The sequence below is a fragment of the Pseudomonas sp. MWU318 genome (assembly GCF_016756945.1).
Taxonomy (GTDB): Bacteria; Pseudomonadota; Gammaproteobacteria; order Pseudomonadales; family Pseudomonadaceae; genus Aquipseudomonas; species Aquipseudomonas putida_A.
In genome coordinates this window covers 1-12347 of record NZ_JAESJL010000015.1, presented here as the reverse complement: position 1 = coordinate 12347, position 12347 = coordinate 1, and the positions used below count along the sequence as shown (strand labels likewise).

General features: G+C 61.0%; 10 protein-coding genes. All 10 read right to left on the bottom strand.

Going from position 1 to position 12347, the window contains the following annotated elements; translation table 11 throughout:
* Positions 1–3: 3 nt before the first annotated feature.
* The gene (gene pseC, locus JN524_RS25765) at positions 4–1161 is read right to left on the bottom strand and encodes a UDP-4-amino-4,6-dideoxy-N-acetyl-beta-L-altrosamine transaminase (protein WP_202371158.1); all 1158 of its coding nucleotides are present in this window, start codon (positions 1159–1161) and stop codon (positions 4–6) included.
* Positions 1158–2159, bottom strand: coding sequence for a UDP-N-acetylglucosamine 4,6-dehydratase (inverting) (pseB, locus tag JN524_RS25760; protein ID WP_007966209.1), 1002 nt, complete (start codon positions 2157–2159; stop codon positions 1158–1160). The genes pseC and pseB overlap by 4 nt, the downstream gene beginning before the upstream one ends.
* A gap of 30 nt (positions 2160–2189) precedes the next feature.
* The gene (locus JN524_RS25755) at positions 2190–5105 is read right to left on the bottom strand and encodes a glycosyltransferase family 2 protein (protein WP_202371157.1); all 2916 of its coding nucleotides are present in this window, start codon (positions 5103–5105) and stop codon (positions 2190–2192) included.
* Between the two features lie 55 nt (positions 5106–5160).
* Entirely contained in the window at positions 5161–5895 is a 735-nt protein-coding gene (locus tag JN524_RS25750) for a cephalosporin hydroxylase family protein (protein ID WP_145593079.1), read from the bottom strand.
* 65 nt (positions 5896–5960) lie between these two features.
* A complete protein-coding gene (locus JN524_RS25745) occupies positions 5961–6818 on the bottom strand; it encodes an NAD-dependent epimerase/dehydratase family protein (protein WP_202371156.1) in 858 nt (285 codons plus the stop codon).
* On the bottom strand, positions 6815–8041 hold the full coding sequence (locus JN524_RS25740) for a class I SAM-dependent methyltransferase (protein ID WP_202371155.1): 1227 nt from the start codon (positions 8039–8041) through the stop codon (positions 6815–6817). Before JN524_RS25740 ends, JN524_RS25745 begins: the two co-directional genes overlap by 4 nt.
* On the bottom strand, positions 8038–8598 hold the full coding sequence (locus JN524_RS25735) for a dTDP-4-dehydrorhamnose 3,5-epimerase family protein (RefSeq protein WP_202371154.1): 561 nt from the start codon (positions 8596–8598) through the stop codon (positions 8038–8040). Before JN524_RS25735 ends, JN524_RS25740 begins: the two co-directional genes overlap by 4 nt.
* Positions 8595–9677 carry a CDP-glucose 4,6-dehydratase gene (rfbG, locus tag JN524_RS25730; protein ID WP_098967814.1) on the bottom strand — a complete coding sequence of 361 codons (1083 nt, stop codon included), beginning with the start codon at positions 9675–9677 and terminating at the stop codon, positions 8595–8597. Before rfbG ends, JN524_RS25735 begins: the two co-directional genes overlap by 4 nt.
* A complete protein-coding gene (gene rfbF / locus JN524_RS25725) occupies positions 9659–10432 on the bottom strand; it encodes a glucose-1-phosphate cytidylyltransferase (protein ID WP_034153269.1) in 774 nt (257 codons plus the stop codon). Before rfbF ends, rfbG begins: the two co-directional genes overlap by 19 nt.
* Before the next feature lie 255 nt (positions 10433–10687).
* Positions 10688–12347 (bottom strand): calcium-binding protein (locus JN524_RS25720; protein WP_272929700.1); only part of this gene is annotated, 1660 nt, incomplete at its 5' end.

Sequence of the window (12347 nt, the reverse complement as noted above, 5' to 3'; positions counted from 1 at the left end):
GATTTATTCGGTCAGCCGGCGCAATTGCTCGACCACATGATCCTGCTGCTCGTCACTGAGCAGCGGATACAGCGGCAGGCTGATCGCCTCGGCGTAATAACGTTCGGCTTCGGGGAAATCGCCTTCGGCAAAACCCAGGTCGCGATAGTACGGCTGCAAATGCACAGGAATATAGTGCAGGTTCACGCCGATGCCGGCGGCACGCAAGCCTTCGAACACCTGACGGTGGGTCAGGCCGATGCGCTCGGTCTGCAGGCGCACCACATACAGATGCCACGCCGATTCCGCCTCCGGCTGCGCGCTGGGCAAGGTCAGCGGCAGATACGCCAGCAACCGGTCGTAGCGCGCCGCCAGTTCGCGGCGACGGGCGATGAAGCCGTCCAGTCTGGCCAGTTGCGACAGACCCAGCGCCGCCTGCAAATCGGTGATCCGGTAATTGAAACCCAGCTCGATCTGCTGGTAATACCACGGGCCGTGGCTGGGCTCGCTCATCTGCTGCGGATCGCGGGTCATGCCATGGCTGCGCAGACGTTGCAGACGCTCCGCCAGTTGCGGGCGATTGGTCAGGACCATGCCGCCTTCGGCGCTGGTGATGATCTTCACCGGGTGGAAACTGAACACGGTCATCGCCGCAAAGTCCCCGCAACCCACCGGGCGCCCGGCGTAACTGGCGCCCACCGCGTGCGAGGCGTCTTCGATCACGGTGAAGTTGTAGCGCTCGGCCAGTTCGGCAATCTTGCGCAGGTCGCAGCTTTGCCCGGAGAACGCCACCGCCACCAACACTTTCGGCAACGTGCCGTCCTGTTCGGCCTGATCGAGTTTCGCGGCAAGGGCGAAGGCATCGAGGTTCCAGGTCAGCGGATCGATGTCGACGAAATCCACTTCGGCGCCGCAATAGCGCCCGCAATTGGCCGAGGCCAGAAAGGTGTTCGGCGTGGTCCACAAGCGATCACCCGGGCCTAGGCCGGCCGCGAGGCAAGCGATGTGCAGCGCCGCCGTGGCGTTGCACACCGCCACGGCGAAGTCGGCCTGGCAACGCTCGGCCATTGCCTGCTCGAAACGCTCGATGGTCGGGCCCTGGGTCAGCCAGTCCGATTGCAAAACCTCGACCACTGCATCGATGTCCGCTTGATCAACGCTCTGCCGACCGTAGGGAATCATGCCGACAACTTCGCGTGCAGCTCGGCGATCTGCCCGATCGAGAGGTAGTGCGGATTGGTGTCGGAACGGTATTCGAAGTCTTCACTTACGGGCCGGCCACGTTCGCCAAGCTTGTCCTCGGAGAAATCGACATCGACGCTGGTAAAGCGGATTGAAGGCTGGATGGTGTAGTGGTCTGCGAATTCCAGGGTCATCCGCGCATCGTCCAGAGGCACCATCAGTTCATGCAGTTTTTCCCCCGGACGAATACCGACGTTCTTGTGCGGCAGATGCTCGGCCATGCCCCGCGCCAGATCGACGATGCGAATCGACGGGATCTTCGGCACGAACACTTCGCCGCCGTGCATCCGCGCAAAGCTGTCGAGGACAAACTGCACGCCGTGATCGAGGGTGATCCAGAATCGGGTCATACGTTCGTCGGTGATCGGCAATTCCTGCGCACCGTCGGCGATCAGCTTGCTGAAGAACGGCACCACCGACCCCCGAGAGCCCGCCACGTTGCCGTAGCGCACCACGGCAAAACGCGTTTGTTGTTCACCGGCAATGTTGTTGGCGGCGACGAACAACTTGTCCGAGAGCAACTTGGTCGCGCCGTACAGGTTGATCGGGCTGGCCGCTTTGTCGGTGGACAGCGCCACAACCTTTTTCACGCCGTTGTCGATGGCGGCGGCGATGATGTTCTCCGCGCCATTGACGTTGGTGCGGATGCATTCGGTCGGGTTGTACTCCGCCGCCGGCACCTGCTTGAGCGCCGCCGCGTGCACCACGTAGTCGATGCCGCGCATGGCCTGCCGCAGACGGTCGGCGTCGCGCACGTCACCAAGGAAGTAACGCATGCACGGCGCGTTGAACGTCTGCTGCATTTCGTACTGCTTGAGCTCATCGCGGGAGAACACCACCACGCGCTTGGGCTGGTATTGCTCAAGCAGACGGGCGATGAACTTGCGCCCGAACGAGCCGGTGCCGCCGGAGATGAAGATCGATTTACCGTTGAACATGTGCTGATTCCTGTTCCTTGTCCGGCGGACTCAAGCGAGTAACTGCGACCAGTCGATCGAGGTATTTTCAGCCAGCGTAAAACCTTTGCCGGTGAGGGCCAGGTTGGCGTTGTAAGCCGGATCCTGCGCGAAGGCGCCGCTCCATTTCTCCCGCAAAGCCTGCAGCGCCTCGGGTGCTTGCGGCAGCTCGCCGGTATGCAGTACCTGCACCGACGGCGTCCATACGATGAGGTAGCCCGCCTGCCCGGCCTTGAGGCACAGGTCGACATCGCTGAAACCGCCGGCGAAATCGACTTCGTCCAGACCGCCCAGTGCGTCGAACAACTCTTTGCGCACCATCAGACACACCTTCGACACCGCCGAGTAGTTCTGCTCGACCGCCAGACGCTGCATGTAACCCGCTGCCGCATGTTTTTCGCCGATGAAGGCCGAGCCGACGCCGCCGTTCATCCCGAGAATCAAACCGGCCTGAGAGACCTTGCCGTCGCGGTCGACCAGTTTGGCGCCGACAATACCGACCTCCGGCCGTTGCGCATGGTTGAGCAACGAATCGATCCAGTTCGGATTGACGATCTCGCTGTCAGCGGCCAACAGCACCAGATATTCACCCCGCGCCTGCTCGCTGGCGGCGTTGTACAACGCGACTTCGCTCAGCGGCTGATCGGCACGCAGCACATTGACTTTAGGGTTACGCAGCGTGCCCAGCCAGTCATTGACCTCGGCCGACTGATTCGGATTCGCCGCAATCAGCACTTCATAGCGGCTGTAACGGGTTCTGAGCAAAACGCCTTCCAGGCAACGACGCAGTGCCGGCAGGTCGTCGATGGCCGGCACAATGATCGACACCAGCGGCTGTTCGGTATGGCGATAATCAACCTGCCAGGTGCCCGGCAGCGACGACGTGACCTTGGCCTTGTAGCCGCGATGGGTCAAATGACGCAGCAGCGCCTGACGCTCGTGGGCCACCTCTTCCTGCGCCGGAACCTGGGTAATCAGCAGTGGCTCGTCAAGATGCGCCAGCCCCTCGAGACCGCCCTGCTCAATCAGACGCAACAACAGGTCGAACTCCAGCGCCTTGCTGAAATCAGCCTGGTAACCGCCCGTCTCAAGGAACACGTCACGACGAATCAGCCAGTGGCGCGCCATCAACGACGGGTTGCTTTGCAGCAAGTCGAGATTGAAGCCGGGGCGGAACACGTCGATCAGCGCGCCCTCTTCATTGCGCTGGATTTCATCGGTGGCGACCGCGCGAAGGCCCGTGGCCGACATCAATTCCAGGCCGGCGCGCAACAGACCACCCGCCGTGAACTCATCGCCCACTTGTGCCAACAGCAGCCAGTCGCATGGCGACTGGGCCGCACTCAGGTTGAGCTTGTCGACGAAATTGCCCGGGGTGACGCGGACAAAGTGCAAGGTGTTCTGCGCAGTGGTCGCAGCCTGCGGTTCGCCCGTGGTGAAGACCACGATCTTGAAGGCTTTACTGTGGCCTTCAACCAGGCTGTCGAGGGTCACTTGCAACTTGTCGACGTCGTTGTCCAGGTCCAGCAGGAAAATGCCGAACTGTGGCCCGCCGTTGTTCGCCGCCAGGTGCGCGGCAATCAACGCCCGCTGCTCGGCGTCCGGCGTACGGCACGCCAGCCATTCGAGCAAACGCCCCGAACGCATCTTGCTGAAGACCGGGTAGTGATCGGCTTTCGACACCGTCTCGAGACGCGCGTCCCAGGCAGCCATTTCCTGAGCTTGTGTGTCATCGCCGGACGCCTGCAGTTGCTCGACCAGACGCTTGACCACACGACGGTTGAACGCATTGCTGTCATGGGCCTGCCACAAGCGATCGAGCACACTTTCCGGGGTATCGTTATTGCGGGCCTGCTGCAGGTATTCCTGCCGGGTCCAGACACCCTCGAGCTGTTCCAGTTGCACACGGCCGGCCGGCATCGCGTGCAACAGGAATTCAAACTCGGCCAGCAAATCAAAAAAGCGCTGGTTGTAGAACGGCATCTCGACGTACTGCAGTGGCCCGAAGCGGCGCTCCGGGGTTTTGCTTACGTTGTTCCAGATGGACTGGAAAATCAGCTCGGCCGTCAGTGCGCGACCGGTCACCAGGCTATCGGTCATCGCCGCGAAGCTTTCCAGGGCGAACGCCTTGCGCTGCGCCTGGTCGAGGTCGGTGATGCCCGTCGGCAGCGAGGCGAGGAATTCGGCGAAGGCTTCACGCTCGGCCACCGATTTGGCATCGGTGTAAGACAGCGCGTGATACACCTCGGTGTTGTGGTCAGAGAAACCGACGTTGATTTCGCGTACGACATACGGGATCGGCAGCACCCGCGCCTTGGCGTTCGCCAGCAGATAGTAGCTGTGACCAATCTCCTGCCATTCGAAACTGGTGCCCGCCGGCAATGCCGCATACCAGTCCTGGATGATCGCGGTTCGGCACACGCCATAGAACGGCGGTACGTACTGATGCATGAAGTCGAGGACGCGATCCTCGGCACGTTCCGAGGCGTAGTCTTCGCAGATTTTCTTGTCGCGGCGGTAGTAACTGACACTCCCGGCCAGCGCCAGGTACATCAGGCAATAGCCGTGGCACAAACCGTAGTCGCGGTTGGCTTCAAGGAAGCTCACCGACTCGGCCAGTGACTCATGCAGGATGAAATCGTCGTCGGCAGCGAACACCATATACGGCGTGGTCAGCTGCTCGACGCCGTAAGTCAGTTTGGCCTGCATGCCCCAATAGGCGAATTGCGGCAGGTGCTGATAATCGACCGAGGAAAAGTCACCTTCCGGGCGCTCGGGAGAAGAGTCCAGCACCAGCACCTTGCAAGGCAGGCTGCTGTAGTACTGCAGCGCTCGACGCAAAAAAGCCGGGCGGTTGTGGGTGATCAGAACCACCGTCAGCAACTCGCTCAATGGCAGCCTGTTTTCTGAACCGTACTTGCCTTGCATAACTTCTCCCACAATCGGCGAAACCGCCCGAAAAACGCTTTGATGATGGAACCGATTAACGAACCCGACGCAGATAGCCATCCGCAGCAACGGTGATCAGCAGCTTGTCCTGCATGTGCTGGTCGATCTCGAAATCAGCGTTCTCCTTGAGGTAGGCCCAGACCGCTGTTTTCGGGTTGTCACCCGGCCCCCATGGACGATCCGGGAAGGCATCGGCCGGCATGTCTTCAACCACGGTGTCCATGACCACGCAGTAGCTGTCCAGCGAAACCAGTGGCGCGTAGAAACGCAGCTCTTCGAGGACGTGTTCGTGGGTATGGTTGGAGTCGAGCACCACGATCACTTTCTTGCCGGCAGCGGCCTGACGCACTTGCTCGACCACGGCCGGATCCAGGCTGGAGCCTTCGATCATGCTGATGCGCTTGATCATCGGGTGGCTTTCGATGGCTTCGCGGTTGTGCGCACGAATGTCGCGATCGATACCCAGCACTTCGCCGTGGCCCTGCAGCTCCAGCAACGAGGCGTAGTAAATGATCGAACCGCCATGGGCAATGCCACACTCGATCACCAGGTCAGGCTTGATGCGCCAGATCAGTTCCTGCATCGCCATCATGTCTTGTGGCAATTGAATGATCGGACGGCCCATCCACGAGAAGTGATAGGTGTACTTGTGTCTGGCCGACTGGTTGTAGAACTCCTGGGCCAGCGCCTTCAGGTCCTTGTCCTGGCCCTGGGCATTGACTTCGGCGTGGCACTCCGCCTCGAAAGCTTTGATTACGTTATCGCTCATTGTCCGGTCTCACTGAAAAGTCATTGGATAGTCGCGCTGCCAAAAGGCATTCGCGTCGAAGCGCATCAATGGGTTCGCTGCACCTCGAGCAACTGTTGCAAACGGTCGACCACCGCCCAGAACGCCATGGGTTCGTGTGTCGGATAGGGGTAATGCCCCAGATTCAAATCGATCGAAGCACCGCGTTCACGCAGGCGTTGCTCGACCAGGGTTCTTACCGAAACCGCCTGGCCGCTGGCGCAATTGATCACGCCGTTGAAATCGCGCTGATGGACGATCGCGGCGAGGTAATCGGCGGCGCTGGCGATCGGCAAAAAGTCCCGCAACTGCTCGCCGCCAGACATGTTGAATGACGCGTCGCCGCTATCGATCGCCCGATCCAGCGCTGCCAGCAGACTGCTGGGGTTCTGCCCTGCGCCATGCAAATAGAACAGGCGCGCCCACTGCAAAGTGAACGGATGTTCTTGCGCAAGGTTCTGCAAAAACAGGTGCAAGGTGTGCTTGGCCAACCCGTAAGGATTGCTCGGCCGCGGCTCGACGCTTTCGCTGAGCGGGCCGCTTTGCATGCCGTACTCGAAGCAGGTGCCGGTCACCAGCACTTGCGGCACACCCGCCTCGACCGCGTCTTTGATAAAGCGGTAGTCGGCCATCAGGTTGTGCTCGAAATGGAACAGCGCCCGATAGTTCGGCAACCCCGGCCAGGCGAGATGGGCAAGCACGTCGATGCCGTCGGTGAGCGCCGCAATGTCCAGCTCCGCCGCATGAATATCCGCCGCGACGAATTCGACGTGGTTGACCCATGGCATGGTCGCAGCCGTATCTGTATTGCGCGCCACCGCGCGCACGGCGCAGCCACGCGCGAGCAACGCCGCGACCAAATGCCGACCGACGAAGCCCGTGGCCCCGGTGACCAGGACTTTCACAGGACTTTCATCTCAGGCACGGCGATCACGAAGCGCCCGTCCCACTGACGTACTTGCGCCAGTTGCTGACTGACTTCGTGCAGCAGGTTCCACGGCAGCACCAACACGTAGTCCGGTTTTTCGATGTCGATTTGTGCCGGCGCGACAATTGGAATACGACTGCCCGGCAAAAACTTGCCCTGCTTGTGCGGGTTGGCATCGGCCACCCACGCCAGCAGATCCGGTTTGACCCCGGCGTAGTTGAGCAAGGTGTTGCCCTTGGCCGCCGCGCCGTAACCGACCACTCGCTTGCCGTCGGCCTTGGCCTGCAACAGGAAACGCAGCAGGTCATGCTTGATACGTTCGGCAGCCGGCGCGAGGGTCGCGTAGTACTCCGGCGTTTTCACCCCGGCATCCAGTTCGGCCTGCAGTTGTTGCTGCACCGCCGGCTGCACCGCACGACGCTCACCGTCCTGGCGCTGCACGAACACCCGCAGCGAACCGCCGTGAGTGCTCAACTGACTGACGTCGAACACTTCCAGACCATTGCGCTCGCACAAAGTCTGCACCGCGGTCAGCGACAGGTAGGAATAGTGCTCGTGGTACAGCGTGTCGAACTGCGCGCCGGCCATCAGCGTCAGCAGTTGCGGAAATTCGAAGGTAGCGACGCCGGTCGGCTTGAGCAGCGTGGCGAAACCACCGAGGAAATCATTGATGTCCGGCACATGCGCGAGCACATTGTTGGCGGCCATCAGGTCGGCGCCCCAACCTTCGCCTTTCAACTGCGCTGCGCTATCGCGACCGAAGAACACTTCACGAATCTGCAGACCCTTTTCCCGCGCCGCTTGCGCGGTGCTGCGGGTCGGCTCGACACCCAGGCACGGAATGCCGCGAGCAGCGACGTACTGCAGCAGGTAGCCGTCATTGGCGGCGATTTCGACCACACGACTGTCGGCGTTCAGCGCAAAGCGCTCGACCATCTCGGCGACATAACGCTCGGCGTGGGCCAGCCAGGTGCTGGAGAACGAACTGAAGTAGGCGTACTCGGCGTCGAACAGGCTGTCGGCACGGGTGTAGTCCTCGGTCTGCACCAGCCAGCATTGCTGGCACACGGCGACCTTGAGCGGCACCCATTGCTCGGCCTGCTCCAGGCGCTCGGCATGCACGTAGGCGTTGGACGGTGGCGAGGTGCCGAGGTCAATCAGCGGCAGGCTCAGCGGTGCGGCGCACCCACGGCAGTTCATAGACGCACTCCGGCAAAGTGTTGATCGAGCGCGGGATGGCTGGAATCACGCGCTGACAAATTATTGACAGGCAACGGCCAGGCAATCGCCAGCCGTGGATCGTTCACCGACAAGCCGCCCTCATGCTCCGGCGCGTAGTCGGCGCTGTGCAGGTAAAGCAGTTCGGCGTCTTCCGTCAGAGTCTGGAAGCCGTGAGCAAACCCGGCCGGAATCAACAGACTGCGACCATCGCCAGCCTTGAGATGCTCGGCGTGCCAGTGCAGAAACGTTTCGGAATCAGGACGCAGATCCACCGCCACGTCCCACACTTCACCGCGCAGGCAAGTGATCAGCTTGGCTTCCGGCGCATTGGCATTCTGATAATGCAGACCGCGCACACTGCCTTTTTCACGGGTGCAGGAATGGTTGATCTGGCGGATGTGAAATTCGCTGCCGAACGCACTCAGGCTGCCTTCGCAGAACAGTCGGGCGAAATGCCCGCGCTGATCTTCGAAGCGTCTGTGCTGGACGCTGAACAGCCCGGCCAGCGGCAACGGTTTCAAGGAAAACTCGCTCACAGCGCGCCTCGGTACAGGTTCAGTTGGCCGAGAGTGACGTTGCGCATGTCGTCACCGTTCTGCCACGCCAGGTGCCAGTCGAGGGTCTGGGTCAGGCATTGCTGCAAGGTCCAGCGTGGCTGCCAGCCCAGGACCTGACGGGCGCGGCTGCTATCCAGACGCAACAGGCCGGCCTCGTGCAGTTCGCTTTTTTCGATGCGCAAACCGCGTGCCTGTGGCCAGCGACTGGCGAGCAGCTCGACCACTTCGCCGACGCTGCACATGTCCGCCTCGCCCGGGCCGAAGTTCCACGCCCCGGCGTATTCCGGGCCTTGTTCGTAGAGGCCGGCAGCCAGTTGCAGGTAACCGGCCAGCGGTTCCAGCGCGTGCTGCCACGGGCGTACGGCTTGCGGGTAACGCAGGGTCACCGGTTCGTCTGCAGTCCAGGCCTTGAGCACGTCGGGAATCAGTCGCTCCGGGGCGAAGTCGCCGCCACCCAGCACGTTGCCGGCGCGCGCGGTGGCCAGGGCCAGACCGTGCTCGGCGTACTTGTCGGCCGGGAAAAACGACGCGGCATAAGACTGCGCCAACAGTTCGCAGCAAGCCTTGCTGCTGCTGTAAGGATCGTGCCCGCCGAGGGCTTCGTCTTCGCGGTACGGCCACAACCATTCCTTGTTGGCGTAAACCTTGTCGGTGGTCACCAGCACGCAGGCGCGCACGCAACCGACCTGACGAATCGCTTCGAGCAGGTTCAGCGTGCCCATGACGTTGCTGGAATAAGTACCCAGCGGGTCGCGATAGCCTTCACGCACCAGCGGCTGCGCGGCCAGATGCAGGACGATCTCCGGCTCGGTGTCGGCGATGATCTCCAGCAACGCGCCGAGATCGCGCAGATCACCGCGCTGATCGTTGATCCCTTCGTGAACCCGCGCCAGTTCATACAGGCTCGGTTCGGTCGACGGATCCAGCGAAAAACCGCTGACTTGCGCGCCGAGGCTTTGCAGCCACAGGGTCAGCCAACTGCCCTTGAAACCGGTGTGGCCGGTAATCAGTACGCGCTTGCCGCGCCAGAAATCCGCACTCAGGCCCATTGCTTCCATGGGGCCTCCCCGCTCTGCCACAGCGCTTCGAGGTGGTTTTTGTCGCGCAGGGTGTCCATGGGTTGCCAGAAGCCGTCGTGCTCGAACGCCTTGAGCTGCTCATCCTGGGCCAGCCGTGCCAATGGCTCAGCCTCCCAGGTGGTTTCATCACCCGCGATATACGGCAACACTTTTGGCGACAGCACGAAGAAGCCGCCATTGATCCAGCCGCCATCACCACGGGGTTTTTCGGTGAAGCCGAGCACCTGATCGCCCTGGCGTTCCAGGGCGCCATAACGACCCGGTGGTTGCACCGCCGTCACGGTCGCCAGACGGCCATGGGCCTTGTGGTAGTCGACCAACTGGCGAATGTTCAAATCGGAAACACCGTCGCCGTAAGTGAAGCAGAACGCCTCTTCATCCTTCAGATAACGGCCGGCACGCAACAGACGGCCACCGGTCATGGTTTCCTCGCCGGTGTCGATCAGGGTGACACTCCATGGTTCGCTGTAATTCTGATGCACGTCCATGCGGTTCTCGCGCATGTTGAACGTGACGTCGGAGGTGTGCAGGAAGTAATTGGCGAAGAAGTCCTTGATCGCGTAGCCCTTGTAGCCCAGGCAGATCACGAAGTCGTGGATTCCGTGAGCGGAATACTGCTTCATGATGTGCCAGAGAATTGGCTTGCCGCCGATCTCGATCATCGGCTTGGGCTTGAGGTGCGACTCTTCACTGATGCGCGTGCCGAGGCCACCCGCCAAAATTACTGCCTTCATCGTCTCCCCTCTTGTTCTTCACCGGGCTGCGCAGAGCTTTCTTGAGCGATGCGGGCCATCTGGCTAAACCTTTTGCCGCTTGCGACGCCGCAGCGATGACCGCAAGCGCTCGTTTTATGGCGATTTGAGGGGGACTTGCAGGAAACGCGCCAGCTCGGTGCGCAGTGTGTGGCAGGACGTGCGGCCATGAAAAAAGGGATGAATCCGTCACCGGACTCATCCCTTTCATCGAGCTATTTCAACGATTGGAGCGGATCAGCCAAACATGCTGAACCCGTCATTGATCGGCAGAACATCACCGTTGGCTGCCATGAAGTGCTCGATGGTGTTGTAGCCAGCGAACCAGTCCTGCAGTTTTACGCCTTGGGCGGTTGGATCAGACGGTGGGAAACTGCCGTCATTGAGGTACAGGTCGTTGCCCACCCGTTCCAGTTGCAACGTATCAGCCGAACGGATGTTGTTCAGGATCAGCGTGTCCGTACCGCTAGTGCCATCATCACGGATGGTTACCAGCAGGCCGGTATTGACGACATAGGTGTCGCCGCCTTCGCCGCCGTTGGCAAAACCGGTGGCTTTATTTTGCCACGGGTAATTATTGATGGCGCCGAAAGTCAGCGCGTCGTTGCCCGCCCCGCCAAGCAGTACGAAGTTTTCGCCGGTACCGAGCAGATCATCACTACCGTCGCCACCATCGGCAGTGCCGCTGACGACGTAGATCGTGTCGTTGCCAGCTTCACCGAAGGCGAACGTTCCACGGTCGTCCGGCGCACTGATGATGAGGTCGTTGCCATTGCCGCCGTAGAGCATGTCGGCCTGCGGCCCAGCGGCAGCGACGTCGACCGCGAACGGCCCGAGCTGGGTGTAGAAACTGCCGTAAATGACATCATTGCCATCGCCACCGTAAATGGTGTCGTTGCCCAGACCACCTTCAAGGCCGTTGGCCAGCGCGTTGCCGGTCAGCGTGTCGTTGAAGTTGGTACCGATGATGCTTTCGACATTGATGAGCACATCGCCTTGTGCATCACCGCCCTGATTGACGCCGGTCTGCAGGTTGATGTTCACCGCTGTGGTGTTGTTGATGTACCAGACCGTGTCGATCCCTTCACGCCCGTCAATCACGTCGGCGCCGCCGCCACCGATGAAATTGTCGTTGATCGCCGTTCCGGACAAGGTGTCGGCAAAGCCGCTGCCCTGGAAGATCTCGATATTGGTGAAGGTATCGCCAGCAGCATCACCGGCATTGACGTTGGTTTTCAGGTCGATAGTAACGGCACTGTCTGACGACTCGTAACTGACCATATCCAGGCCGGTGCCGCCGTTGATTGCCAGCGCTACGGAGTTGCCAACGAAGATGTCGTTGTACTTCGAGCCTGTGAACGCCTCGATGCTGTTGTAGGTGTCGCCCGTCGCGATCCCGCTACTGACACCGGTTTTCAAGTTGATGCTGACGCCTACCGTGCTGTCGTCGTAGGACACCGTGTCCATGCCTCCACCACCGATGAACTGGTCGGCACCACCGCCACCGTAAAGCAGATCATTGCCATTGCCGCCGGTGATGATGTTGTCGATCGCATTACCCACGCCGGTGAACGAGCCGGTACCGGTGTAGGTCAGGCGCTCGACGTTGGCTGCCAGCGTATGGTCCTTGTAGCTGACGCGCACTTCATCGTTGCCGCCGCCAACTTGCTCGATGACCGTTACGCCTCCGCCGTTGACGTAGTAGATGTCATCGCCCGCACCACCATCGTAAGTTGCAAAGAGGTAGGCATCCGTGGTGAAGGTATCGTTGAACGCCGTACCGATGACTTTCTCGATATTGGTCAGGGTCACGCCCTGCGAATCGCCACCGACGCCAGGCAGGCTGGTGCCCGGTCGGATGTCGATATTCACGGCCGCGCTCGAAGTCGAGTAGTCC

Coding starts and splice junctions, on each gene's coding strand:
- pseC (WP_202371158.1), bottom strand. CDS start 1,161: ATGATTCCCTACGGTCGGCAGAGCGTTGATCAAGCGGACATCGATGCA.
- pseB (WP_007966209.1), bottom strand. CDS start 2,159: ATGTTCAACGGTAAATCGATCTTCATCTCCGGCGGCACCGGCTCGTTC.
- JN524_RS25755 (WP_202371157.1), bottom strand. CDS start 5,105: ATGCAAGGCAAGTACGGTTCAGAAAACAGGCTGCCATTGAGCGAGTTG.
- JN524_RS25750 (WP_145593079.1), bottom strand. CDS start 5,895: ATGAGCGATAACGTAATCAAAGCTTTCGAGGCGGAGTGCCACGCCGAA.
- JN524_RS25740 (WP_202371155.1), bottom strand. CDS start 8,041: ATGAACTGCCGTGGGTGCGCCGCACCGCTGAGCCTGCCGCTGATTGAC.
- rfbG (WP_098967814.1), bottom strand. CDS start 9,677: ATGGAAGCAATGGGCCTGAGTGCGGATTTCTGGCGCGGCAAGCGCGTA.
- rfbF (WP_034153269.1), bottom strand. CDS start 10,432: ATGAAGGCAGTAATTTTGGCGGGTGGCCTCGGCACGCGCATCAGTGAA.